This is a genomic window from Streptomyces sp. NBC_00289, from assembly GCF_041435115.1.
Lineage (GTDB): Bacteria > Actinomycetota > Actinomycetes > Streptomycetales > Streptomycetaceae > Streptomyces.
Window position 1 is genome coordinate 6453195 of sequence record NZ_CP108046.1, and the last position, 24763, is coordinate 6477957.

The 24763-nt window shown below is 71.9% G+C and carries 18 protein-coding genes and 1 pseudogene; 7 read left to right on the forward strand and 12 right to left on the reverse strand.

Annotation, left to right across the window (positions count from 1 at the left end):
- Positions 1-8 precede the first annotated feature (8 nt).
- From OG985_RS29305 to OG985_RS29320, 4 genes are all read right to left on the reverse strand, one after another.
- Entirely contained in the window at positions 9-647 is a 639-nt protein-coding gene (locus OG985_RS29305) for a hypothetical protein (protein ID WP_371671337.1), read from the reverse strand.
- A gap of 229 nt (positions 648-876) precedes the next feature.
- Positions 877-2457 carry an IS1182 family transposase gene (locus OG985_RS29310; RefSeq protein WP_371666829.1) on the reverse strand — a complete coding sequence of 527 codons (1581 nt, stop codon included), beginning with the start codon at positions 2455-2457 and terminating at the stop codon, positions 877-879.
- A 68-nt stretch (positions 2458-2525) separates the two neighbouring features.
- A complete protein-coding gene (locus OG985_RS29315; protein WP_371671338.1) occupies positions 2526-4316 on the reverse strand; it encodes a glycoside hydrolase family 3 protein in 1791 nt (596 codons plus the stop codon).
- Between the two features lie 317 nt (positions 4317-4633).
- The gene (locus tag OG985_RS29320) at positions 4634-5551 is read right to left on the reverse strand and encodes a LysR family transcriptional regulator (RefSeq protein WP_371671339.1); all 918 of its coding nucleotides are present in this window, start codon (positions 5549-5551) and stop codon (positions 4634-4636) included.
- A gap of 235 nt (positions 5552-5786) precedes the next feature.
- On the opposite strand from OG985_RS29320, the gene OG985_RS29325 reads away from it, so the two are divergent.
- The gene (locus OG985_RS29325) at positions 5787-6707 is read left to right on the forward strand and encodes an EamA family transporter (protein WP_371671340.1); all 921 of its coding nucleotides are present in this window, start codon (positions 5787-5789) and stop codon (positions 6705-6707) included.
- A 134-nt stretch (positions 6708-6841) separates the two neighbouring features.
- A complete protein-coding gene (locus OG985_RS29330; protein WP_371671341.1) occupies positions 6842-7423 on the forward strand; it encodes an RBBP9/YdeN family alpha/beta hydrolase in 582 nt (193 codons plus the stop codon).
- On the opposite strand, the gene OG985_RS29335 is transcribed toward OG985_RS29330, so the two are convergent.
- The 3 genes from OG985_RS29335 to OG985_RS29345 form a co-directional block, all read right to left on the reverse strand.
- The gene (locus tag OG985_RS29335) at positions 7420-8220 is read right to left on the reverse strand and encodes a sugar phosphate isomerase/epimerase family protein (protein WP_371671342.1); all 801 of its coding nucleotides are present in this window, start codon (positions 8218-8220) and stop codon (positions 7420-7422) included. The genes OG985_RS29330 and OG985_RS29335 overlap by 4 nt on opposite strands.
- An 11-nt stretch (positions 8221-8231) precedes the next feature.
- The gene (locus tag OG985_RS29340) at positions 8232-9164 is read right to left on the reverse strand and encodes a GNAT family N-acetyltransferase (RefSeq protein WP_371671343.1); all 933 of its coding nucleotides are present in this window, start codon (positions 9162-9164) and stop codon (positions 8232-8234) included.
- A gap of 388 nt (positions 9165-9552) precedes the next feature.
- A complete protein-coding gene (locus tag OG985_RS29345; RefSeq protein ID WP_371674529.1) occupies positions 9553-10599 on the reverse strand; it encodes a LacI family DNA-binding transcriptional regulator in 1047 nt (348 codons plus the stop codon).
- 340 nt (positions 10600-10939) lie between these two features.
- On the opposite strand from OG985_RS29345, the gene OG985_RS29350 reads away from it, so the two are divergent.
- Genes OG985_RS29350 through OG985_RS29360 form a run of 3 tightly spaced genes read left to right on the forward strand, consistent with a single transcriptional unit; the run spans position 10940 to position 14093 of the window.
- Positions 10940-12091, forward strand: a complete 1152-nt coding sequence (locus OG985_RS29350) for a Gfo/Idh/MocA family protein (protein WP_371671344.1) — start codon at positions 10940-10942, stop codon at positions 12089-12091.
- Entirely contained in the window at positions 12088-13242 is a 1155-nt protein-coding gene (locus OG985_RS29355; RefSeq protein WP_371671345.1) for a dihydrodipicolinate synthase family protein, read from the forward strand. The genes OG985_RS29350 and OG985_RS29355 overlap by 4 nt, the downstream gene beginning before the upstream one ends.
- 32 nt (positions 13243-13274) lie before the next feature.
- Entirely contained in the window at positions 13275-14093 is an 819-nt protein-coding gene (locus OG985_RS29360; RefSeq protein ID WP_371674530.1) for a sugar phosphate isomerase/epimerase family protein, read from the forward strand.
- Positions 14094-14278: 185 nt separating this feature from the next.
- On the opposite strand, the gene rbsD is transcribed toward OG985_RS29360, so the two are convergent.
- The 5 genes and pseudogenes from rbsD to OG985_RS29385 all read right to left on the reverse strand — a co-directional run bounded on the left by rbsD (position 14279) and on the right by OG985_RS29385 (position 20400).
- Positions 14279-14668, reverse strand: a complete 390-nt coding sequence (rbsD, locus tag OG985_RS29365) for a D-ribose pyranase (protein ID WP_371671346.1) — start codon at positions 14666-14668, stop codon at positions 14279-14281.
- A gap of 224 nt (positions 14669-14892) precedes the next feature.
- A pseudogene (rbsK, locus tag OG985_RS29370) lies at positions 14893-15798 on the reverse strand (ribokinase); the annotation flags it as partial.
- A 66-nt stretch (positions 15799-15864) separates the two neighbouring features.
- The gene (locus OG985_RS29375; RefSeq protein ID WP_371671347.1) at positions 15865-17814 is read right to left on the reverse strand and encodes a substrate-binding domain-containing protein; all 1950 of its coding nucleotides are present in this window, start codon (positions 17812-17814) and stop codon (positions 15865-15867) included.
- Complete coding sequence (locus tag OG985_RS29380; protein WP_371671348.1) at positions 17804-19342, reverse strand: sugar ABC transporter ATP-binding protein; 1539 nt, start codon at positions 19340-19342, stop codon at positions 17804-17806. The genes OG985_RS29375 and OG985_RS29380 overlap by 11 nt, the downstream gene beginning before the upstream one ends.
- Complete coding sequence (locus tag OG985_RS29385; protein ID WP_371671349.1) at positions 19339-20400, reverse strand: LacI family DNA-binding transcriptional regulator; 1062 nt, start codon at positions 20398-20400, stop codon at positions 19339-19341. Before OG985_RS29385 ends, OG985_RS29380 begins: the two co-directional genes overlap by 4 nt.
- Positions 20401-20579: 179 nt before the next feature.
- Here OG985_RS29385 and OG985_RS29390 point away from each other — a divergent pair, with 179 nt between their 5' ends.
- The gene (locus OG985_RS29390) at positions 20580-22838 is read left to right on the forward strand and encodes an ATP-dependent RecD-like DNA helicase (protein ID WP_371671350.1); all 2259 of its coding nucleotides are present in this window, start codon (positions 20580-20582) and stop codon (positions 22836-22838) included.
- Between the two features lie 209 nt (positions 22839-23047).
- Positions 23048-24358: a citrate synthase gene (locus OG985_RS29395; protein ID WP_371671351.1), complete on the forward strand. Its 1311-nt coding sequence runs from the start codon at positions 23048-23050 to the stop codon at positions 24356-24358.
- The last annotated feature ends 405 nt before the right edge of the window (positions 24359-24763 follow it).

The following is a 24763-nucleotide window of genomic DNA, read 5'->3' on the forward strand; positions in this document are numbered from 1 at the left end:
GGTGTCTCTCACACCGGCCGGGCGCAGCCCACCGGGTCCGCGCCGCCGAGCTGTACGTACAGGGCGGTGGACGCCGGACAGTCCGCGCGGCTGCGGACCGCCTTCGTCACCTCGTACTGCGGCTTCTGTCCGCCGGTGCCGGCGCAGGCCGTCTCGCGGACCTTGCCGTCGCCGAGGCCGCGCACGCAGTCGCCGACGATGGTCCGCGGGCCGCCCCCGCCGCCGGGGTCGCCGGGGTGCGGCGGCTGCAGGCCGCGCATGCAGGCATAGCCCTGGGCGATCTTTCGGCCGCCCCTGTCGGGGGAGGGGCGCTGGGCGCTGATGTGCAGGACGAAGTCGGTGGTCGGCGGGCAGGGTGGGCCGTCACCGACCCTGCCGACGTGGCGCGCCACGACCCGCGCCGAGGCCCGCTCGCCCGCGCACGCCACCTCGGTGAAGCTGGTCGTCCCGAAGGAACTGCACTCGCCGACCCCGAGGAACACCGCCCCGTAGCCGGGGTCACGTGTGGCCGTCGCGGCCGTCGACGCGGTGGTCCCGCCGAGCCGGCCGTCCTCCTCGCCGTCCGCCCCGGACACCGGGCCCTGGCACCCCGTCAGCAGGACGGCGAGCAGCGAGCACACCACCCCCACCGACCATTTCGCGCGCATCGCCACCACCGGACACCCCCGCCCAGCGTGACCCGCCGAGGCGGGCACACGCCAGACGCGCGGGGGGCTTTGCGTCTTTCGGGGGGTGTCCGCCGAGGACCAGGCGTACCGGCGGTACGCCTGGTAGGGGCGCATGGAACCAGGCCCTGTCGTTTGGAGCAGACCCTAGAAGGCTGATGAAGATCTTGGTGAGGGGCTGTCCGGCCGTCAGGCCGGACAGCCCCTCCGGTCATGTAGTGGCTGGTGCGAGGTGCCAGGTGCCACTGGTGTGGGTGAGTCCGAGGTTGATCAGTCGGCGGAGGTTGAGGGCGGCGGCCCGGGTGTGGAGCCAGGTGTTGTTCTTGATGGTGCCGCGGTAGCGCAGGCGCCGGTTGCCGTGGTGGACGAGCCAGGCGACGGCGCGTTCGACCGGTGGTCTCCAGCGGCGGTAGTCGGCCTGCCAGCCAGGGTCGGTGGCGGCCTGGTGGCGGGCGGCTGTCTGGAGGTCGTGGTGCGGTCGGATGGTCAGGATGCGTCCGGCCTTGGCTTTGGTGCACCGCTCGCGCAGGTGGCATGCGGTGCATAAGTCCCCGAAAGAGGCTTTGCGTTGGTGGTGCTGCCCGCCGGGGTCGGACAGGGCCACGGCGTGTCCGGCCGGGCAGGTCACGATGGCGGCTGTGGTGTCGATGGCGAAGTCGTCGAGGATGAAACCGCCGGGGATGGCGGGTCGCAGTGGGGCGGGTTTGAGGAACAGCCGGTGGCCGGCCTCGTGGAGGGTCTGGCGGGCGTCGGCGGCGGAGTAGGCGGTGTCGCCGAAGACGTCCAGCGGGTCGTCCTCGTCGGCGAGCAGGTCCAGGCCGACGGCGGCCTCGTGGTGTTCGGCTCCGGCGCCGGGCCGCAGGGCGACGGCGGTGTATAAGCCGGTCTCGGGCTCGATGGCCAGGTGGGCCTTGAAGCCGTCCTGCTGGTGGCTGCGGGTCTTGTGGATGTGCCGGGCTTCGGGATCGACGGTGGAGAGCATCCGGCTGGGAGCGGTGCCTTGGGTGATGCGCCAGCGTCCGTCGCGGCCGTCGGAGTCCTCGGCGGGCTCGACGTCCTGGCCGGCGACCAGGGCCAGGATGCCCACCACGTTCGCGGCTTTGTCGCCGAGTTGCTGGTCTGGCAGGTGGCCCAGCAGTCGCAGGGCATCGGTGACCAGCGCGTCGACCAGCTCGGCGCGGGCCTGCTCGTCGTTCCAGGCGATGCGGGGCTTGCCCGGGTCGGTGTAGTCGTGGGCGGTGCACTGCGCAGCGACGACCGCGTCGGCGCCGGGGACCTCGCGGATCACCGCGCGGACGGCGGCGATGAGCTGGGTGACGGTGTCCTGGGTGGCGACCGCGTCGTCCAGCACGGTGGAGTCCAGCGCCCGGCGGTGCTTGCCCTTGAGGACTCCGGTGGCCTTCACGACCTCGCGCACGGCCTCGAAGATGCGGTTGGGGCGGGCGGAACGGGCCAGCCGGCGGCGGAAGTAGGCCAGCAGCGACGGGTCGAAGGCCATGTCGTGCAGGCCCAGCCCGCAGGCGGCCTTCCACCGCAGGTCGCACCGCAGCTCCTGGACCGTCTCGAAGTCCGACAGCCCGTTAAGGGCCTGCAAGGTGATCGCGGCGGCCAGAATCTGCGGCGGCATGCTCGGCCGTCCGTTCGCCGACGGGTACATGTCCACGAACATCTCAGCCGGGAACAGCTCGCCGCGGTGCTCGGCCAGGAACGCGAACACACTCCCTGCCGGGATCAACTCCCGGCAGGTCTCCCACACGTCCGGCCCGACCATCTCGCCGACCCACTCACCCATCGCCACATGGCGAGTCTGGCCCTGCCGCTGACGCGGCAGGGCCAGAACCCAAGATCTTCATGAGCCTTCTAGGCCTTGTACGAAAGCCCGTGGCCGAGCGGGAACAGCACACGCGTCGGATCGTCGGCCCGCTGCACCGGCACCGGCAGCCTCCCGCGCGGCGCGACGCGCCCCGCGATCACCCGCGCGGCGGCGCGCAGTTCGACGTCGGTCCAGGAGTAGGCCGCCAGGTAGGCCCGTACGGCGGGCAGTTGGGCCACGTCGTAGGGGTTGCGGACGGCGATCGCCACGACCGGCTTGCCGGTCGCCGTCAACTGCTCGACCAGTGTCTTCTGCGAGCTGGTCGCGGTGACGTTGTACGTCCCCACCACCACCGCGTCCGCGTCTCGGGCCGCCGCGACCGCCTGGGCGACGACCGCGGCGGACGGGGCCGTGCCGGTGGACAGGGCGGTGGCGGTGAAGCCGAGTTCGGTGAAGGCCGCGGCCAGGACGCCGGTGGGCGGTCCCGTGGTGCCGGACGGGGAGGCCGGGTCCGCGCCGACGACGAGCAGCCTGCCGTGGGTGCGCCGGGACAGCGGCAGCAGGCCCCCCTCGTTGACCAGCAGCGTCGTCGTCCGCTCGGCGATCCGGTCGGCCGCCCTGAGGTGCGCCGCGGTGCCGACCGTGCGGGTGACGCCGGACCGGCTGACGTACGGCCGGTCGAAGAGCCCCAGCCTCGACTTGAGCCGCAGGATGCGCAGCAGTGACTCGTCCAGGCGTGCTTCGGTGAGCTCGCCGTCGCGTACGGCCCCGAGGACCGCGTTCCAGGCGACGTCCAGCGAGGGCGGGTTGAGGAGCTGGTCCACGCCGGCCTTGAGCGCGAGCACGGGCACGCGGTCGTCGCCGTACTTGGTGCGGACCCCCTCCATGGCGAGCGAGTCGGTGATGACCACCCCGTCGTAGCCGAGCCGCCCGCGCAGGATGCCGGTCAGGATCGGGTGGGAGAGGGTGGCCGGGTCGCCGGAGTCGTCGAGCGCCGGGACCATGATGTGCGCGGTCATGATCGAGTCGATGCCGGCGGCGATCGCGGCCCGGAAGGGTGTCGCGTCCAGCCGCTCCCACACCTCGCGGCTGTGGGTGATGACCGGGAAGCCGTAGTGGCTGTCGACGGCGGTGTCACCGTGCCCGGGGAAGTGCTTGGCGGTCGCCGCGACCCCGGCGTGCCGGTACCCGGACACCTCGGCGGCGACCAGCGACGCCACCGCGTCCGGGTCGGCGCCGAAGGACCGTACGCCGATGACCGGATTGGCCGGGTTGACGTTCACGTCGGCCACCGGGGCGTAGTCCTGCCGGATGCCGGTCGCGCGCAGCTCGGCGCCCGCGATGCGGCCGAGGGTGCGGGCGTCGGCCCGGGACCGGCCGGCGCCGACGGCCATCGCGCCGGGGAACAGGGTGGCGGGCTCGCCCACGCGCGTGACTATCCCGTGCTCCTGGTCGGTGGAGATCAGCACGGGCAGACCGCGCGGCTGCTGTAGAGAGGCCCGCTGGATGCCGTTGGACAGCGCGGCGATCTGGTACGGATCACGCGTGTTGTGCGCCCAGGTGAAGTAGATGATGCCGCCGACCCGATACCTGGCGATCAGCTCGGCGGCGGTACGGACACCGATCTCCTGGAGGTTGGCGTCGATGTCGGCCTGGTCGGGAGCGGTGGCCGAGTGACCGTAGACCCGCATCACGAACAACTGCCCGACCTTCTCCTCCGTCGTCATGTGGGAGATGAGGGCGCGCAGCCGATGGTCGTCCGCGTGCGCCTGGCCGCCGACCGTGACGGCTGCGGCGAGGCCGGCCGTGGCGGCGAGAACGGTACGTCTGGAGGGCACGTGCGCTCCTTCCGGAGAAGATCCACTGAAGGAAACTGCCGAACAGTCAGCAATAGTCGGGAAGTTTCTGCCAGTCAAGGGAGCGCGCACGGTACTCGTCGGCAAGGGGCCGTCATCGGCGCAGTTGGAGGGGGGCGCGCCGATGACGGCACGCTGCCGGCCGCGGTACGGCGGAGAGGGTGGTTCGGCGGTCGCAGCCAGCAGCGAGGCCGATACCGCACCGAGGTGACTCATCCGGCAGCTTGCGGGTTGGACGGACCGGGGCGTGGCCGGGTTCCCGGGTCGGGGCCGATTCCCGGAAGTTGGTGGCCGTGGGGTCAACGGGACGCGTGAGCGGCGACCTTCGGCCAGTGCTCCCGCAGGGTGCGCACGGTCTCCGCGATCGCCGGACGCCCCGCCGCTCCCTCCCGCCACAGCGCGTACAGCCGTCGTACGGGCATGGGGTCGAGCGGCACCACGGCCACCCCCGCGGGCAGCGGACCGCGGCCCAGCCGCGGGATGAGGGCGACCCCGAGGCCGGCCGCGACCAGTGCCACCAGGGTCGGGTTCTCCTCGGCCTGGTGGACGATCTCCGGCTCGTGGCCGGCCGCGCGCAGCGTCCGCACCAGCCAGTCGTGGCAGACCCGGCCGGGCGGCTGGCAGATCCACCGCTCGCCGCCCAGCTCGGCCCGCCGTACGGCCTTCCGCCCGGCGAGGGGATGCCCCTCGGGCACGAGCAGATCGCACAGGTCGTCCCCGATGACCGCCTGCTCCACGCCCGCCGGGCACGGCAGCGGCGCGATGTCCCAGTCGTGCGCGACGACGAGGTCGACGGCTCCCTTCGCCACCAGGTCCACGGACAGATGCGGGTCGATCTCGGTCAGCCGGGTGTCGAGGGCGGGGTGCCGTACGGCCAGATCGGCCAGCACGCCGGGCAGCAGCCCGCGTGCCGCCGACGCGAACGCGGCGATCGTCAGCCGTCCCGACGGCACCCCCCGCCGCTCCTCGAGCTCCGTCTCCGCCCGCTCCACGATGGCGAGCAACTCATGTGCGGTGACGACCAGTTGAAGGGCGTCGGCGGTGAGCCGCACACCGCGCCCCTCCCGCTCCAGCAGAACCGTCCTGGTCTCCCGCTCCAGCTTCGCGATCTGCTGGGACACGGCGGAGGGCGTGTAGCCGAGGGCCGCGGCGGCCGCGCCCACGGTCCCGTGGACGGAGACGGCGTGCAGGGCGCGCAGGCGCTGGAGGTCAAGCATGGGGCTCCCTTCCCGGGTGCGCCGACCGGCGGCCGAGCCGGCGGAGTTCGCGTCCGCCCGGCTTTCCGTCCGCCCGGCTTTTCGTCCGCCCGGCTTTTCGTCCGTCCGGCTCCTCGTCCGCCCGGCTTTGTGCCGATGGGGGCTTTCGCCAGCGGGCTTCCGTTAGCGTGGCTTCATCCAACCATGCAGTAATCATCGCTGGTGCTACACGGTCGGCGCACGTGATCCTCGACGCATGCGACCCGCACACCTCGCCCTCGCCGTCCTCGTCGCCGCCGTCTGGGGCGTGAACTTCACCGTCATCGAGATCGGTCTCGACCACTTCCCGCCTCTCCTCTTCTCCGCCCTGCGCTTCCTGGTGGCCGCCCTGCCCGCGGTCTTCCTGGTGGGCCGCCCCAAGGTGGCCTGGAAGTGGATCGTGGGGGTCGGGCTGGCGCTCGGCGTCGCGAAGTTCGGGCTGCTGTTCGTCGGGATGGACGCGGGGATGCCGGCCGGCCTGTCGTCGCTCGTCCTGCAGATCCAGGCGGTGTTCACGGCCGTGATCGCGTTCGCGGTGCTGGGCGAACGCCCCACCCGGATCCGGGCGCTGGGCATGCTGGTCGCCCTCGCCGGCATCGGCGTCGCCGCCGTGGACGAAGGCGCCTCCGGCCCGCTCGGCGCGTTCGCGCTGGTGATCGCGGCGGCGGCCTGCTGGGGCGTGTCGAACGTCCTGACCCGCAGGGCCTCGCCGCCCGACGCCCTGAACTTCATGGTCTGGGTGAGCACGGTCCCGGTGCTGCCCCTGCTGGCCCTCTCCCTGCTGACGGAGGGCGCGAGCCGGGACCTGGACGCCCTGCGGGCCCTCGACTGGCAGGGCGCGTGCACGGTCCTCTACGTCGCCTGGATCACCACGGTCGGGGGCTTCGGCGCCTGGGGCTGGCTGCTGCGACGCCATCCCGCGTCCACCGTCGCCCCCTTCTCCCTGCTGGTCCCGGTCTTCGGAATGTCGTCCGCCGCCCTGTTCCTGGGCGAGTCGGTGAGCCCGCTCAGATGGTGCGCGGCGGCCCTCCTGGTGGGCGGTGTGACCCTGACCTCGATGCCCGGCGGGCGGCGAGCGGCCGTCCGTCCCGTGGACGCGCCGGCACCGGAGGCGGCCGCCGTCCGCTCGTCGACGTGACCCGGTGCCGGCCGCCGACCCGCGGAACGCATGACGGGACCCTCGCCGGCCCGCGGAACGCTTGACGGGACCGATCGCCGATGATCGAAAACGGTGACTGGACTGATCGCCGGCGATCGGAAACGATCGCGAACATGTCCTCCCACCTCATCCTGCACGGCTGGCAGAACCACCGTCCCGCGGGCCACTGGCAGCACTGGCTGGCCGGCCGGCTGACCGGACTCGGCCATCACGTGACCTATCCGCAGCTGCCCGACCCCGACGCTCCGGACCTCGACGTGTGGCTCGCCGAGACGGTCCGCCATCTCACCGGCCTGCCGGGCGGCACCGAGCGCGTGGTCGTGGCCCACAGCGCGTCCGCCGTGCTGTGGCTGCACGCCGTCGCCCGCGGAGCGGTACGGGCCGGTGACGTCGACCGGGTGCTGCTCGTGGCGCCGCCGTCCGCCTCCGTGCTCGCGGGGATTCCCGAGGTCGCCGCGTTCGCCCCGCCGCCGCTGGACTTCGCCCTGCCCGGGCCGGTCCGGCTCGTCGCCGGTGACGACGACCCGTACTGCCCGGAAGGGGCCCGTACCGCCTACGGCGAGCCGCTCCGCGTGCCGACCGAGATCATCCCCGGCGCCGGTCACCTCGACCTGGTCGCCGGATACGGCTCGTGGCCCGCCGTACTGGACTGGTGTCTCGACCCGGCCGCGAAGCTGACGGCTCGTCCCGCCTAGGCCGACTCGTTGAGAAGGCGGGCCAGGTGTTCGCGGCCCGGGCCCAGCAGGCCGGGAAGCGGGGCCGCGGCCTCGTACCACCGCTTCTCGTACTCCCAGCACAGCCAGCCGTCCCAGCCGTGCCGGGAGAGGACCTCCACGCACTCGGTGAGGGGCAGCACGCCGGTGCCGAGCCGGACGGGAGTGGTGTCCTGCGCCGAGACGATGTCCTTGACCTGGACGTATCCGAGAGTCGGGGAGAGCGCCGCGTACGTCTCCGAGGGCTGCTCGCCGCCCAGCCAGGTGTGCATGACGTCCCAGAGCGAGCCGACCTGGTGGTGGCCGACCAGGCCGAGGATGCGGATCGCGTCGGCGCCGGTGCGGTGCGAGTCGTGGGTTTCCAGCAGGATGCGGACCCCGAGGTCGGCGGCGTACTCGGCGGCGGTGCCCAGCCGCCGGGCCGCCGTCGCGTCGGCCTCCTCCCGGCTCTGCTCCGGGGCGCCGCCGGGGAAGACCCGGACGAAGGGGGCGCCCAGGTCGCGGGCGAGGTCCAGGAGCCGTCGGAGCTCCTCGATGACGGGGGCGTCCGGGCCCGGCGCGGCCACCCGCGCGTAACCCGCCACGCCGAGCACCTCCACCCCCGCCGCCTTGAACTCGGCGGCCACATCGGCCCGTTGGGCGAGGTCGAGGCCGGTGTGGACCGGTTCCTCGGAATGCGCGCGCAGTTCGATGCCGTGATAGCCGTACGTGGTCGCGAGCCGCAGCACCTCCGGGAGGGGGAGGCCGGGGACGCCGAGGGTGGAGAACGCCAGTTTCATGGTCCCTACTGTCACTCGCCGGTGCCCTGCAGGTCCAGGCGCCAGTCCTGGCCGACCAGGTCCTTTCCGAACGAGCGGTGCTCCTTCTCGGCGGCGAGGACGAAGCCGTGGCGCCGGTAGACGTGGCGGGCGGCGGTCAGGACGTCGTTCGTCCACAGGACGAGGTCGCGGTAGCCGACACCGCGCGCGAAGTCCACGACGGCCGCCACGAGCCGGTCGCCGATGCCGAGTCCGCGCGCGTCCGGCTCGACGAGCAGCAGGCGCAGCCGGGCGGTGCCGGGGGCTTCGTCGCGTACGCACATCACGCAGCCGACGGGCCGCCCGTCGATCTCGGCGATCCACACCCGTTCGAGGTGCGGATCGTGGTCCTCGGCGAAGTCGGCGACGATCCTCGCGACCAGCCCCTCGTAGTCGGCGTTGAAGCCGTACTCGGCGGCGTACAGCGCCGCGTTGCGCTGCACGATCCAGCCGAGGTCACCGGGTCCCGGCTCGCGCAGCACGACGTCCTCGCGCCGGGCCGGGCGGCCGTCGGACAGGATCGTACGGACGGTGCGCATCGCCTCCGACAGGCGCGGGCGGTCGGCGGGCGGCACGGCCGCGAGCAGGGCGCCGACGGATTCGTCCGCGCGCTCGGTGAGCAGGGCGGCGGTCTCGCGTCCGCGGGCGGTGAGCGTGACGTGGCGCCGGCGCGGGTCCTCCAGGGAGGGCGTCCGCTCGATCAGCCCGTCCTGCTCGAACTTGTTCAGGATCCGGCTCAGATACCCGGAGTCCAGGGAGAGTTCGGACCGGAGATCGGCCGCGTCGGTACGAGGCGAGTGCGCGAGTTCGTACAGGACGCGGGACTCGGTGAGGGTGTAGGGGGCGTAGAGGTGGCGGCTGTAGTCGAGGGCCCCGATGACGTTCGTGTAGAAGCGGTTGAAGGCGCGGATGTCCTGGACGGTCATGATCGTCGACCCCGATGGTTGACTCAGTCAGAGATACCGTGGGACGAGCCTAGGCCGACGAACGCCACCCGTCCATGCCCACACCGGAACGGCATGGCCCCGCAGCGAACCTGTGCCGGCCCCGCTTTGAGCCGAGCCGCGCTCAGGTCCGGGGCCCCCGGAGACCCCCCGCTCCCGAGCCGAGCCGCGCTCAGGTCCGGGGCCCCCGGGAGAACTCCGCACCCGAGCCGCGCCGCGCTCAGACCCGGGGCCCCCGGAGACCCCCCGCTCCCGAGCCGAGCCGCGCTCAGGTCCGGGGCCCCCGGGAGAACTCCGCACCCGAGCCGCGCCGCGCTCAAACCCGGGCCCCCGGAGAACCCCGCACCCGACCCGACCCGAGGAGCCCCCCTCAGACCCGGGGCCCCCCGGAGGACCCCCGCACCATCAACTCGCCCCGTACGGTGGCGATCCCCCCGGGCGGCGGTTCCTCGCGGCCCATCGCGATGCGGCCGGCCCGTGCTCCGGCCTCCGCGAGCGGGAGTCGTACCGTCGTGAGGGACGGCACCGTGTCGACGCTGAACGGCAGGTCGTCGAAGCCGGCCACGGACACGTCGTCCGGGATGCGCAGGCCGGAGTCGCGCAGGGCGGCACAGGCCCCGAGCGCGACGGAGTCGTTCGCCGCCACCACCGCCGTCAGGGACGGGTCCCGGCGCAGCAGCTCGAGCGTGGCCTCGTACCCGGAACGTCTGTCGTACCGGCCGTGCACCGTCCAGCGCGGGTCTTCCTCTATGCCGTGTGCCTCGAGCGCCGCCCGGTGGCCCTCCAGCCGGTGCCGGGTGGTCGTCCGCTCCTCCGGGCCGGTGATGTAGCCGAGGCGCCGGTGCCCGAGACCGATGAGGTGCTCCGTGAGCTGCCGGGCGCCCCCGCGGTTGTCGAAGGTGAGCGCGATCGCCTGGGTGTCGGGTGCGGGCGGGCGACCGCACAGCACCACCCGGGTGCCGGCGTCCGCCATCTTCCGCAGCTTCGCCGTCATCGCCGTCGCGTGCGGCACGTTCTCCACGGCGCCGCCGGTCAGCACGACGGCCGCCGCCCGCTGCCGTTGCAGCAGGGTGAGGTAGGTCAGCTCGCGCTCCGGGGAGCCCCCGGTGTTGCACACCACCGCCAGCCGCTCCCCGCCGGCGCGGCCGCCGGGCCCCCCGATCTCGGACTGGATCGCGCTCGCCATGATCCCGAAGAAGGGGTCGGCGATGTCGTTGACCAGGATGCCGACCAGGTCGGAGGTGGCCGCGGCGAGTGAGCTCGCCGGACCGTTGAGCACGTAGTCCAGGTCGTCCACCGCCCGCAGCACCCGCTCGCGGGTGGAAGCGGCGACGGGGTAGTTCCCGTTCAGCACGCGCGACACCGTCGCGGGGGAGACCTGCGCGCGGGCCGCCACGTCCGCCAGGGTCACCGTCATGTCCTCGTCCTCCGGTAGCGCGTCTCGTCGCATCTGGTCGTACGTCGCCGTACGTCGTCGTACACGGGTGCGTGGCCGCACGGCCTGGACGATGGACGCAGCCCGCACAGGCACCCCACAGCCACGGTTTCGAGCAGACCTTACGGCCACCGGCCCCCGTTGTTCGCCCCCTCGAACAACTCAACCCCGTCACGGTCTTGTCCAGACCGCTGGTCAGAGGCTAGCTTCTCATTGGATAGAAAGCGCTTGCTGCAACGCTCATCAGTAGGGCGGACGCGGCGCACACATTCGCGTACGACTCGCGTACGACGCTGCGTACGACACCTACGAAGGGAAAGACGTGACACGCAAGACGGTGCGTATCGCCATGAACGGCGTGACCGGGCGCATGGGCTACCGCCAGCACCTCGTCCGCTCGATCCTGGCCATCCGCGAACAGGGCGGCCTCGACCTCGGCGACGGCACCGTGCTGTGGCCGGAGCCGATCCTCGTCGGCCGCCGTGAGCACGTGCTCCGGACGCTCGCCGAGCAGCACGGCCTGGAGCACGTCTCGACGGACGTGGACGCCGTCCTCGCCGACGACAGCGTCGATATCTACTTCGACGCCCAGGTCACCTCCGCCCGCGAGGAGGCGATCCGCAAGGCGATCGCCGCCGGCAAGCACGTCTACACCGAGAAGCCGACGGCCACCGGCCTCGAGGGCGCCCTCGAACTCGCCCGGCTGGCCGCAGGCGCCGGCATCAAGCACGGCGTCGTCCAGGACAAGCTGTTCCTGCCGGGCCTGCTGAAGCTCAAGCGCCTCATCGACGGCGGCTTCTTCGGCCGCATCCTGTCCATCCGCGGCGAGTTCGGCTACTGGGTCTTCGAGGGCGACTGGCAGTCGGCCCAGCGCCCGTCCTGGAACTACCGCAGCGAGGACGGCGGCGGCATCGTCGTCGACATGTTCCCGCACTGGGAGTACGTCCTGCACGAGCTCTTCGGCCGGGTGAAGTCCGTCCAGGCCATCGCCACCACCCACATCCCGCAGCGCTGGGACGAGAACGGCAAGCCCTACGACGCCACCGCCGACGACGCCGCCTACGGCATCTTCGAACTCGACGGCGGAGCCATCGCCCAGATCAACTCCTCCTGGGCCGTCCGCGTCAACCGCGACGAACTCGTCGAGTTCCAGGTGGACGGCACGGAGGGCTCCGCGGTGGCCGGTCTGCGCAACTGCCGCGTCCAGCACCGCAGCGCCACCCCCAAGCCGGTCTGGAACCCCGACATCCCCGCCACCGAGGTCTTCCGCGACCAGTGGCAGGAGGTGCCGGACAACGCCGAGTTCGACAACGGCTTCAAGGCCCAGTGGGAGCTGTTCCTGCGGCACGTCTACGCCGACGCCCCCTACCACTGGGACCTCCTCGCCGGCGCCCGCGGCGTGCAGCTCGCCGAACTGGGCCTGCGGTCCTCCTCCGAGGGCGCCCGTCTCGACGTACCGGAGATCACGCTGTGACCATCCAACTCCCCGATGCCACGGGGGGTCTGAGGGTGTACGAGCCCCGCACGAACCCCCTCGCCGTCACTCCCGGCACCCCCTTCACCTCGCGCACGGTCTACTCGGCGGCACACGTCGTCGCCGACCCCTTCGCGGACGTGTCCCCGGACTCGCCCGCCGCCGTCGACTGGGACGCCACCCTCGCCTTCCGCCGCCATCTGTGGTCCCACGGGCTGGGGGTCGCCGAGGCGATGGACACCGCCCAGCGCGGCATGGGCCTGGACTGGGCGGGCGCGGCCGAGCTGATCCGGCGCAGCGCCGCCGAGGCCAGGTCGGTCGGCGGCCGTATCGCCTGCGGTGTCGGCACCGACCAGCTGACCGGCCCGGCGTCCCTGGCCGAGGTACGGGCGGCGTACGAAGAGCAGCTCGCGCTGGTGGAGGAGTCCGGCGCCCGGGCGATCCTGATGGCGTCCCGCGCGCTCACGGCCGCCGCCGAGGGCCCCGCGGACTACCTGGAGGTCTACGGCCACCTGCTCCGCCAGGCCACCGAGCCGGTGATCCTGCACTGGCTCGGCCCGATGTTCGACCCGGCCCTCGACGGCTACTGGGGGTCCGCGGACCTCGACGCCGCCACGGACACCTTCCTGGAGGTGATCGCGGCCCACCCCGACAAGATCGACGGCATCAAGGTCTCCCTCCTGGACGCCCAGCGGGAGATCGACCTCCGCCGCCGCCTCCCCGACGGCGTCCGCTGTTACACGGGCGACGACTTCAACTACCCGGAGCTGATCGCGGGCGACGAGCAGGGCTTCAGCCACGCCCTGCTCGGCATCTTCGACCCGCTGGGACCGCTGGCGGCCCAGGCGGTACGGGTCCTCGACACGGGCGACGTACCGGGCTTCCGGGCCCTGCTCGATCCGACGGTCGAACTGTCGCGGCACCTGTTCCGGACGCCCACCCGCTTCTACAAGACCGGTGTCGTCTTCCTGGCCTGGCTCGCCGGCCACCAGTCGCACTTCACGATGGTCGGCGGCCTCCAGTCGGCCCGCTCCCTCCCGCACTTCGCCCGCGCCTACGAACTCGCCGACGGTCTGGGCCTGTTCCCCGACCCGAAGCTGGCCGAGGAGCGGATGAGGACCCTGCTCGCACTCCACGGGGTGACCCGGTGACAGGCTCGCTTTCCCGCTTCTCCGTCAACCAGATGACCGTCAGGCAACTGTCGCTGCCGGAGCTGGCCGACGCCTGCCTCGCCCTGGGCGTCCCCGGCGTCGGCCTCTGGCGCGAACCGGTCCAGTCGTACGGCGTGGAGGCCACGGCGAAACTGGTCCGGGACGCGGGCCTGGCCGTCACCACCCTGTGCCGCGGCGGCTTCCTCACCGCGATCGAGCCACGGGAGCGGGCGGAGGCCCTGGCCGACAACCGCCGCGCGGTCGACGAGGCGGCCACCCTCGGCACCGACACCCTGGTGCTGGTCTCCGGCGGCCTGCCCGCCGGTTCCAGGGACCTGCACGGGGCGCGCGAGCGGATCGCGGACGCGCTCGGCGAACTGGGCCCGTACGCGGAAGCCCACGGCGTACGGCTGGCCATCGAGCCGCTGCACCCCATGTACGCCGCGGACCGCTGCGTGGTGTCGACCCTGGCCCAGGCCCTCGACCTCGCCGAACGCTTCCCCGCCCACCAGGTCGGCGTCACCGTGGACACGTACCACATCTGGTGGGACGACACGGCGCCGCGGCAGATCGCCCGGGCGGGCGCGGGCGGCCGTATCCACACCTTCCAGCTCGCCGACTGGACCACCCCGCTGCCCGAGGGGGTCCTCAACGGCCGCGGCCAGATCGGCGACGGCTCGATCGACATGCGGGAGTGGAAGTCCTACGTCGAGGCGGCCGGGTACACCGGGCCCATCGAGGTCGAGTTGTTCAACGACGGGCTGTGGGCCAGGGACGGGCGCGAGGTGCTGGCGGAGACGGCCGGGCGGTTCGTGGAGCACGTGATCCGGCCGCCGGAGCACGTGATCTGACCGCCGGAAAAAATCTTCGGAACCCGTGCAACCCTTCCCGCACTCCGCGGGTCGTACTTGGCATCAGGACTTCTGGGGAGGGATCTGGGGGGATCGCGGAGTTCTGATGCGGAGGGGAAAACCCGAGGGGGCCCGGTCGACGGACCGGGCCCTCTCGAATTTGTGTCCGGCACCGCCGCGGTGCCCTAGAAGAACACCCCGCACCTCAGCAGCACGTTCGCGTACGGGCGTGCCTCGCCGGTCCGCACCACCAGACGGGCTCCCGTCGTCAGTTCCTTGAGCTCCTCGTGGGAGACCAGGGCCAGGCCGGGGAAGTGCCCGTCCAGCAGCGTCGCGGCCCCCGGATTGGCCTCCCGTACCTCCGTGGCCGCCGTCGCGCCCTCCACCACCAGCTCGGCCAGCAGGCCGTCCAGCACCTCCGCGAAGGACGGCACCCCGGCCCGGAACGCCAGGTCCACGACCCGCGGGCCGTCCGGTATCGGCATCCCCGCGTCGCAGACCAGGACCCCGTCCCCGTGACCCAGTTCGGCGAGGGCGCCGGAGAGACGGCGGTTCAGAATGCCGGCCTTCTTCACCGCGCCTCGCCTGGCCCGCCCGTGCCGGACGCGTCGTCCGGCCCGACGCCGCCGCCGGTCCCGGGTCCGCCACCCGGGGCCGTGCCGTTCAAGGCGTCGTCCGGACCGGCCCCGCTGCCGGTGGTCCCGGGTCCGCCGTCCGGGGCCCCGTCGTTCCACGCGTCGTCCGGCCCGGCGCCGCTGCTGCCGGTGGTCCGGGGTTCGCCGCCCGGCGCCCCGTCGTTCAACGCCTCGACCTCCGCCGCCGTCGGGAAGGACACCTGCGCGCCCTCCTTCGTGACGGCGGCCGCCCCGACCCGGGACGCGTAGGCCGCCGCCTCCGCGAGCGAGGCGCCCGCACCCAGCCGCCAGGCCAGTGCCGCGGTGAACGCGTCGCCCGCACCCGTCGTGTCCACGGCGTCCACCCGCACGGCCGGCACCCGGGTCATGCCCTCCGCGGAGGCGACCAGCGCGCCCGCCGAGCCCAGCGTCACGACCACCGAGCGGGGGCCCCTCGCGAGCAGGACGCGCGCCCAGTCCTCCGGCTCCTCGCCGGCGTCGGCGCCGGCGACGCCGAGGATCACCTTCGCCTCGTGCTCGTTGACGATCAGCGGGTCGCAGGCCGCCAGCAGCTCGTCCGGCAGTGGCCGCGGCGGTGACGGGTTGAGCACGAAGCGACCGCCCGGGGCCACACTCCGCACCGCCTCCACGACTGTCTCCAGCGGGATCTCCAGCTGCGCCGACACCACGCGCGAGCTCCGGAAGAGCCGCGCGGCGGCCCGGACGTCCTCGGGGGTCAGCCGGCCGTTCGCGCCCGGTGAGACGACGATGCTGTTGTCACCGGACGGGTCCACCGTGATCAGCGCGACCCCGGTCGGCGCCCCGCCTGTCAGGACGCCCGCCGTGTCCACGCCGGCGGCCCGCTGCGAGTCCAGCAGCAGCTCGCCGTGCGGGTCGGCGCCGACCCGGGCCAGCAGGGCCGTACGCGCTCCGAGCCGGGCGGCCGCGACCGCCTGGTTGGCGCCCTTGCCGCCCGGATGGACGGCCAGGTCCGAGCCGAGCACCGTCTCCCCGGTCTCCGGCCGCCGCTCGACCGCGATCACCAGGTCGGCGTTGGCCGACCCGACGACCAGGAGGTCGTAGTCGTACATGAAGTGTCTCCCCTGGATGTGACGGGAGGCGGGCGGTCGCCAGGACCGCCCGCCCGCTCGCCGATGTCAGCCGCCGAAGCCGGCCACGTTCTCCTTCGTGACCACCTTCACCGGCACCTTCACCGTCTTCTCGACCTTCCTGCCTTCGGCCGCCCGGACCGCGTTGTCCACCGCGATCCGCCCGAGCTGGGTCGGCTGCTGCGCGACCGACGCGTACAGCGTGCCGTCCGCGACCGCCTTCAGCCCGTCCGGCGTGCCGTCGAAACCGACGACCTGGACCGACGTGCCGGCCTTGGCGCCGAGCGCCTTGACCGCGCCGAGCGCCATCTCGTCGTTCTCGGCGAAGACACCGTCGACGTCGGGGTGGGCCTGGAGCAGGTTCGTCATCACGTCGAGGCCCTTGGTGCGGTCGAAGTCCGCGGGCTGCTTGGCGACGACCCTGATGCCCGGGTACTCCTTCAGCCCGGCCGCGAAGCCGGCGCCGCGCTCCCGGCTGGCGGAGGTGCCGGCCTGGCCCTGAAGGATCACGACGGTGCCCTTGCCGCCCAGCTTCCGGGCCAGCGCCCGGGCGCCCAGCCTGCCGCCCTCGACGTTGTCGGAGGCGACCAGCGCGGCCGTCTCGGCGTTGTTCACCCCGCGGTCGACGCCGACGACGGGGATGTCCGCCTTGTTCGCCGAGCGCACCGACGGGCCCGCCGCGTCCGAGTCCACCGGGTTGACGATGATGGAACCGATGCCCTCGCTGGTGAAGTTCTGCAGCTGGTTGGCCTGCTGCGAGGCGTCGTTCTGCGCGTCCGTGACCGTCAGGTCGACGCCCAGCCTCTTCGCCTCGGCCTGCGCGCCGGAACGGATCTGCACGAAGAAGGGATTGTTGAGGGTCGACAGCGACAGTCCGATCTTCTGGTCCTTCGCCGGCGAGCCGTTGTGCAGGAACGACATCCCGCCGACGACGGCCGCCGCGACCACCGCGGCGAGTCCGTACGTCATCGCCTGCCTGCCCCTGTTCCCGGCGGAGGCCCCGGCGGCCACCGGGGTCGCCCCCGCCTTGCGCCGCAGCGTGTCGAGGAGCACCGCCAGGGCGATGACGACACCGATGACGACCTGCTGCCAGAAGGCGGACACGGAAAGGAGGTTGAGGCCGTTGCGCAGCACCGCGAGGATCAGCGCGCCGATCAGCGTCCCCGAGGCCTTGCCCGTGCCGCCGGCCAGCGAGGCGCCGCCGATGACGACCGCGGCGATCGCGTCCAGCTCGTAACCCTGCGCGGCCTGCGGCTGCGCGGAGGACAGCCGGGAGGCGAGCACGATGCCCGCGGCCGCGGCGAACAGGCCGGAGAAGGCGTAGATGGCGAGCTTCTGCTTCTTGACCCGCAGCCCGGAGAGGCGGGCCGCCTCCTCGTTGCCGCCGATCGCGTACATGGAGCGGCCGATGTAGGTGCGCCCCAGCACGAACGCCGTGAGGAGCCCCATGACCACCATCACGAGCACCGGCACCGGCAGCCATCCGCCGAGCGTGTCGCCGAGGTGGGAGACGGAGTCGGGGAAGGCGATCGGGGAGCCCTGCGAGATCACCAGCGACAGGCCGCGGGCCACCGAGAGCATGGCCAGCGTCGCGATGAACGGCGGCAGTTTCCCGTACGAGATCAGGAAGCCGTTGACCAGGCCGCACGCGATGCCGGTGGCGATCGCGAGGACGACCGCCAGGGCGACCGGGACGCCCTGCGAGGTGGCGCTCCAGGCGAGGACGGTGGCCGACAGGGCCGCCACCGAGCCGACCGACAGGTCGATGCCCGCCGAGACGATCACGAAGGTGACACCGAAGGCGAGGATCGCGGTCACGGCCGCCTGGACGCCGACGTTGAGGAGGTTGTCCGTCGTCATGAAGTCGCCGGACAGCGCCGACATCGCGATCACGAGGACGATCAGCGCGGTCAGCGCGCCGTTGTCGAGCAGGAGGCGGCGCAGGCCGCCCGTGGCGCCTCGCGCGCCCGTCGTGCTCTTGAGCGTGTCAGTGGCCACGGGAGGCCTCCGTTTCGGTCTCGGTCTGCTTCGGGGAAGTGGGGGAGCCGACGGCGAGCGCCATGACCGCGTCCTGGGTCGCCTCGGCGGCAGTGAGTTCGCCGGCGATCCGCCCCTGGGCCATCACCAGCACCCGGTCACTCATCCCGAGCACCTCGGGCAGGTCACTGGAGATCATCAGGACGGCCGCGCCGGCGGCCGTCAGCTCGTTGACGAGCTGGTAGATCTCGACCTTGGCGCCGACGTCGATACCGCGCGTCGGCTCGTCGAGGATCAGCACCCTCGTGTCGGCGAGCAGCCACTTGCCGATGACGACCTTCTGCTGGTTGCCGCCGGACAGCGTCCGCACCTGCTGGCCCAGGCCCGCCATCCGCACGCCGAGCTGCCCGGCGATCCGGGCGGCCGCCTCGTGCTGGCCCCGGAGGTCGACGAGTCCGCCGCGGGTGGCGGACCTCAGCGTCACGAGCCCGAGGTTCTCCTCGACGGACGCGTCGAGAAGCAGGCCCTGGCCCTTGCGGTCCTCGGGCACGAGCCCGATGCCGGCCGACATGGCGGCGGTCACGTCATGCCCGCGCAGTCGTGCGCCACCGACCTTCACGGTGCCCGCGTCGTACGGGTCGGCGCCGAACACGGCCCGCCCGACCTCCGTACGGCCGGCCCCGACCAGCCCCGCGACGCCGACGACCTCACCGGCCCGCACCTCGAAGCTCACGTCGTGGAAGACACCATCGCGGGTGAGCCCTTCGACGGTGAGCAGCGCGGTGCCGGTGTCGGCCCGTTCCCGCGGGTACTGCTGCTCGATCGACCGCCCCACCATCAGGCGTACGAGTTCGTCCTCGGGCGTGGACGCGGGGACCTGGCCGACGCTTCGGCCGTCGCGGATGACGGTGACCCGGTCGCCCAGGGCGGCGATCTCCTCCAGGTGATGGGTGATGAAGACGACGCCCACGCCGTCCTCGCGCAGCCTGCGCACGATGGAGAAGAGCCTCTCCACCTCGTCGGAGGTGAGCACGGCGGTCGGCTCGTCCATGATCAGGACGCGCGCGTCGAGGCTGAGGGCCTTGGCGATCTCGACCATCTGGAGGCGGGCGATACCGAGTTCACGCACCCGCGCGCGGGGGGACACGTGCACGCCGACCCGCTCAAGGAGTGCGGCGGCCTCCCTCTCCATCCGCTTCCGGTCGATCACCCCGAAGCGGCGCGGCTGCCGGCCAAGGAAGATGTTCTCGGCGACCGTCAGGTCGGGGACCAGGTTGAACTCCTGGTAGATGGTGGCGATCCCGAGACGTTCGGAATCCTGCGCTCCGTGGATGCGGACCTCCTCGCCGCCGACCAGGATCCGGCCGGCGTCGGGGGTGTAGGCACCCGACAGCATCTTGATGAGGGTGCTCTTGCCCGCGCCGTTCTCGCCGAGCAGCACGTGCACCTCGCCGCGGTTCAGCTCGAAGTCGACGCCGTCGAGCGCGATCACGCCGGGGAAGGTCTTCCGTATGCCCTCGATGCGCAGCAACTCATCCCGGTTGCTCACGACGTGCTCCTGTTCGTTACGGGGGACGGCTCTGGGGGATTCGTCGGGTGCGACGGCCCCCGGGGGGCCGGTTCGCCGCACGAGCGGCGGACGACGAGCCGGGCGGGCAGCGTGACGGACTCGGGGGGTCGTCCCTCGATGCGGTCGACGAGGGCGCGCACGGCCGCGCGTCCCAGCTCGCCCGTGGGCTGGGCGATCGCGGTGATCGGCGGATCGGTGTGCACGAACCAGCGGATGTCGTCGAACGCGGCCAGCGCGAGGTCCTCGGGCACCCGCAGCCCGCGCGCGCGGACGGCGTCCAGCGCGCCCAGGGCCATCAGGTTGTCCGCGGCGAAGACGACCTCGGGTGGCTCGGGCAGGTCGAGGAAGCCCTCGGTGACCCGCCGTCCGCTCTCGGCCTGGAAGTCGCCCTGGCCGGTGTAGGCGTCCGGGAGGGGGATGCCGTACTCCGCCATGGCCTGCCGGAAGGCCTCGACGCGCTCACTGCCGGTGGTGGTGGCGGCGGGGCCCGCGATGATCGCGAGCCGCCGGTGGCCGAGTCCGTGCAGATGGGCGACGAGGTCGCGGACGGCCGCCCGCCCGTCGGAGCGGACCACGGGCACGTCCACGCCGGGGATCCACCGGTCCACGAAGACCATCGGCGTCCCCGCCCGCGCGGCGTCGAGGATCAGCGGCGAACCGCCGTCGGTCGGGGAGATCAGCAGTCCGTCGATACGGCGGTCCAGCAGCGTCCGTACGTGGTGGTCCTGGAGGTCGGGCCGCTCGTCGGCGTTGCCGATGATGACGCTGTAGCCCAGCGCCCGGGCCTCCTCCTCCACGGAGCGGGCCAGTTCGGTGAAGTACGGGTTCATCACGTCGCTGATGACCAGGCCGAGGGTGTGGGTCTGGTCGGTGCGCAGCGACCGGGCGACGGCGTTCGGGCGGTAGCCCAGCGCCTCGACGGCGGCCAGCACGCGCGTGCGCGCGTCGGCGCTGACCGACGGATGGCCGTTCAGGGCGCGGGACACCGTGGCGACGGACACGCCTGCCTCGGCCGCGACGTCCTTGATGCTCGCCATCGCCGCTCCACCTCCTCGTGGAATCGATTACACGAACGTGTACGGAGGATTGGAATCGATTACACGGGTGTCAATCAAGCCCCTGGCCGCATCCCGAGACCGGATCGTGATGAACGGAGCCCGGCGGGCGTTTCCCGGCGGCGGCTCCCGCTGTCGGAGCACCCCGGTAGCGTCGGAGCATGTCGAATCAGGCGGGGAGCGGGGCGGAGGGCGGGGAGCGGCGGCTCGCCGTGCTCGAAGGCGTCCTGGAGCGCGTCACGTACGCCAACGAGGAGAACGGCTACACGGTCGCCCGGGTCGACACCGGCCGAGGCGCCGGCGACCTCCTCACAGTCGTGGGCGCGCTGCTCGGCGCCCAGGTCGGCGAGTCCCTGCGGATGGAGGGCCGTTGGGGGTCGCACCCGCAGTACGGAAAACAGTTCACGGTCGAGAACTACACGACCCTGCTGCCCGCCACCGTCCAGGGCATCCGCCGCTACCTCGGCTCCGGCCTGGTCAAGGGCATCGGACCCGTCTTCGCCGACCGCATCACCCAGCACTTCGGCCTGGACACCCTCACGATCATCGAGGAGGAGCCGAAGCGGCTCGTCGAGGTGCCCGGCCTCGGCCCCAAACGCACCAAGAAGATCGCCGACGCCTGGGAGGAGCAGAAGGCGATCAAGGAGGTCATGCTCTTCCTCCAGACCGTCGAGGTGTCCACGTCCATCGCGGTCCGCATCTACAAGAAGTACGGGGACGCCTCGATCTCCGTGGTGAAGAACCAGCCCTACCGGCTCGCGTCCGACGTCTGGGGCATCGGCTTCCTCACCGCCGACAGGATCGCCCAGTCCGTCGGCATCCCGCACGACAGCCCCGAGCGCGTCAAGGCGGGCCTCCAGTACGCCCTTTCGCAGTCCGCCGACCAGGGCCACTGCTATCTGCCCGAGGAGCGGCTGATCGCCGACGCGGTCAAGCTGCTCCAGGTCGACACCGGACTGGTCATCGAGTGCCTCGCCGAACTCGCGGCGCCCGCGGAGGACGGCGAGGACCCCGGTGTCGTCCGCGAGAAGGTCCCCGGCCCGGACGGCGGCGATCCGGTCACAGCCATCTACCTCGTCCCGTTCCACCGTGCCGAACTCTCCCTCTCCGCCCAGCTGTTGCGCTTGCTGCGCACGGACGAGGACCGGATGCCCGGGTTCCGTGACGTGGCCTGGGACAAGGCGCTGCTCTGGCTGAAGGGGCGTACGGGCACGGAGCTCGCCCCCGAGCAGGAGGCGGCCGTCCGGCTCGCGCTCACCGAGAAGGTCGCCGTCCTCACCGGCGGGCCCGGCTGCGGCAAGTCCTTCACGGTCCGCTCGATCGTGGAGCTGGCCCGCGCGAGGAAGGCCAAGGTCGTGCTGGCCGCCCCCACCGGCCGGGCCGCCAAGCGCCTGGCCGAGCTCACCGGCGCCGAGGCCTCCACCGTGCACCGGCTGCTGGAGCTGAGGCCCGGCGGTGACGCGGCCTACGACAAGGACCGCCCGCTCGACGCGGACCTCGTGGTCGTCGACGAGGCGTCCATGCTGGACCTGCTGCTGGCGAACAAGCTGGTCAAGGCGGTGCCCCCGGGCGCCCACCTGTTGTTCGTCGGGGACGTGGACCAACTGCCCAGCGTGGGCGCCGGCGAGGTCCTGCGCGACCTGCTCGCCGAGGGCGGCCCGATCCCGGCCGTCCGCCTCACCCGCGTCTTCCGTCAGGCCCAGCAGTCGGGGGTGGTGACGAACGCGCACCGGATCAACTCGGGACAGCATCCGGTCACCGACGGCATGAAGGACTTCTTCCTCTTCGTCGAGGACGAGACCGAGGACGCCGGCCGGCTCACCGTGGACGTGGCGGCCCGTCGGATTCCGGCCAGGTTCGGACTCGACCCGCGCCGGGACGTCCAGGTGCTCGCGCCGATGCACCGCGGACCGGCCGGCGCCGGCACCCTCAACGGCCTGCTCCAGCAGGCCATCACCCCGGGCCGCCCCGACCTGCCCGAGAAGCGGTTCGGCGGCCGGGTCTTCCGGGTCGGCGACAAGGTCACCCAGATCCGCAACAACTACGACAAGGGCGAGAACGGCGTGTTCAACGGCACGGTGGGCGTGGTCACCTCGCTCGATCCGGTCGACCAGCGCCTGACCGTGCTGACGGACGAGGACGAGGAAGTGCCGTACGACTTCGACGAACTGGACGAACTGGCCCATGCCTACGCGGTGACCATTCACCGTTCGCAGGGGAGTGAATATCCGGCCGTGGTGATCCCGGTCACCACCGGCGCCTGGATGATGCTGCAGCGGAACCTGCTGTACACGGCGGTGACCCGGGCCAGGAAGCTGGTCGTCCTCGTCGGCTCCCGCAAGGCGATCGGCCAGGCGGTGCGCACGGTGTCCGCGGGCCGCCGTTGCACGGCCCTCGACTTCCGGCTCGCGGGCCGCTGACCGCACCCGTCACGAAGAATGATCGATCAAATGAGTCACCTAGGTCACAGAGCTCTTCCGGAAGCGGGCCGAAGGGGGGCAGGATGAGCAGGTTGGCGGCACTGAGTGCCGCCGATAGGCCCAATGGTCGACCCCGAGTGCACTCTCCTGCGCCAAATGGGGGATGGTAGAGACAGTCAGGGCAACCTCGAAGAAGAGGCACAACGTCGGTGAGGGATGACGTGAGCGAGCACACCAAGAATGCTGTAGTACTGCGGTACGGCGACGGCGAGTACACCTACCCGGTGATCGACAGCACCGTCGGCGACGAGGGCTTCGACATCGGCAAGCTCCGCGCCCAGACCGGTCTGGTGACCCTGGACAGCGGGTACGGCAACACCGCCGCCTATAAATCCGCCATCACCTACCTCGACGGTGAGGCGGGCATCCTCCGGTACCGCGGCTACCCGATCGAGCAGCTGGCCGAGCGCTCCACCTTCGTGGAGGTCGCCTACCTGCTGATCAACGGCGAGCTGCCGACCGTCGACGAGCTCACCTCGTTCAAGAACGACATCACGCAGCACACCCTGCTGCACGAGGACGTCAAGAACTTCTACCGGGGCTTCCCCCGCGACGCCCACCCGATGGCCATGCTCTCGTCCGTGGTCTCCGCGCTGTCCACCTTCTACCAGGACAGCCACAACCCGTTCGACGAGAAGCAGCGCAACCTCTCCACGATCCGCCTGCTCGCCAAGCTTCCGACGATCGCGGCCTACGCGTACAAGAAGTCGATCGGTCACCCGTTCGTCTACCCGCGCAACGACCTCGGCTACGTCGAGAACTTCCTGCGCATGACCTTCTCGGTGCCGGCGCAGGAGTACGACCTCGACCCGGTCGTCGTCTCCGCGCTCGACAAGCTGCTGATCCTGCACGCGGACCACGAGCAGAACTGTTCGACGTCCACGGTCCGCCTGGTCGGCTCCTCGCAGGCGAACATGTTCGCGTCGATCTCGGCCGGCATCAACGCCCTGTGGGGCCCGCTGCACGGCGGTGCCAACCAGTCGGTGCTGGAGATGCTCGAGGGCATCCGCGACGCCGGCGGCGATGTCGACTCCTTCATCCGCAAGGTGAAGAACAAGGAGGACGGCGTCCGTCTGATGGGCTTCGGCCACCGGGTCTACAAGAACTTCGACCCGCGCGCCAAGATCATCAAGGCCGCCGCGCACGACGTGCTGTCCGCCCTCGGCAAGTCCGACGAGCTGCTGGACATCGCGCTGAAGCTGGAGGAGCACGCGCTCTCCGACGACTACTTCGTCTCGCGCAGCCTCTACCCGAACGTCGACTTCTACACCGGTCTGATCTACCGCGCGATGGGCTTCCCGACCGAGATGTTCACGGTCCTGTTCGCCCTCGGCCGCCTCCCGGGCTGGATCGCCCAGTGGCACGAGATGATCAAGGAGCCGGGCTCCCGCATCGGCCGTCCGCGCCAGATCTACACGGGTGTCGTCGAGCGCGACTTCATCCCCGTCGAGGCGCGCTGAGCCGCATCCCAGGGCCCCGTATCCGGTGATCCGGGTGCGGGGCCTTCCGCTGTGGGTTCGTAGACGATCGCGAAGCGCGTCCGACATAGCGGAAGGCGCCCTGGCGACGGTCCCCCCACGGGCCGGCGTCCAGGGCGCCTTCCCATGTCCCGGTGCGGATTCCCCCCACGGGATCCGGCCGGGCGTCTGAGAGACAGCGCCTGAATCGCTGTTGAGCAAAACGAGCAGAACTCGCCGTACTACTGCTGTGTGCGATCTGCCGGGACAGCGCACGCTGGGAGGGCCGCTCAAAGCTTCCCGGTGTACGTGCCCCGGCAACGCATCTCTGAGGAAGTCCCCCAAGACATCCCCAGATGCCAGTCGGCGCCCCCCAAGACGCTTCCTGACATCGTCAACTTAGACCTT

What these genes read in the sequence shown, in the direction of transcription:
- OG985_RS29310 (WP_371666829.1), bottom strand. Translation starts at nt 2,457, where the DNA reads ATGGGTGAGTGGGTCGGCGAGATGGTCGGGCCGGACGTGTGGGAGACC.
- OG985_RS29320 (WP_371671339.1), bottom strand. Translation starts at nt 5,551, where the DNA reads ATGCTTGACCTCCAGCGCCTGCGCGCCCTGCACGCCGTCTCCGTCCAC.
- OG985_RS29360 (WP_371674530.1), top strand. Translation starts at nt 13,275, where the DNA reads ATGACCGTCAGGCAACTGTCGCTGCCGGAGCTGGCCGACGCCTGCCTC.
- OG985_RS29340 (WP_371671343.1), bottom strand. Translation starts at nt 9,164, where the DNA reads ATGACCGTCCAGGACATCCGCGCCTTCAACCGCTTCTACACGAACGTC.
- OG985_RS29325 (WP_371671340.1), top strand. Translation starts at nt 5,787, where the DNA reads ATGCGACCCGCACACCTCGCCCTCGCCGTCCTCGTCGCCGCCGTCTGG.
- OG985_RS29385 (WP_371671349.1), bottom strand. Translation starts at nt 20,400, where the DNA reads ATGGCGAGCATCAAGGACGTCGCGGCCGAGGCAGGCGTGTCCGTCGCC.
- OG985_RS29330 (WP_371671341.1), top strand. Translation starts at nt 6,842, where the DNA reads ATGTCCTCCCACCTCATCCTGCACGGCTGGCAGAACCACCGTCCCGCG.
- OG985_RS29335 (WP_371671342.1), bottom strand. Translation starts at nt 8,220, where the DNA reads ATGAAACTGGCGTTCTCCACCCTCGGCGTCCCCGGCCTCCCCCTCCCG.
- OG985_RS29390 (WP_371671350.1), top strand. Translation starts at nt 20,580, where the DNA reads ATGTCGAATCAGGCGGGGAGCGGGGCGGAGGGCGGGGAGCGGCGGCTC.
- OG985_RS29305 (WP_371671337.1), bottom strand. Translation starts at nt 647, where the DNA reads ATGCGCGCGAAATGGTCGGTGGGGGTGGTGTGCTCGCTGCTCGCCGTC.
- OG985_RS29345 (WP_371674529.1), bottom strand. Translation starts at nt 10,599, where the DNA reads ATGACGGTGACCCTGGCGGACGTGGCGGCCCGCGCGCAGGTCTCCCCC.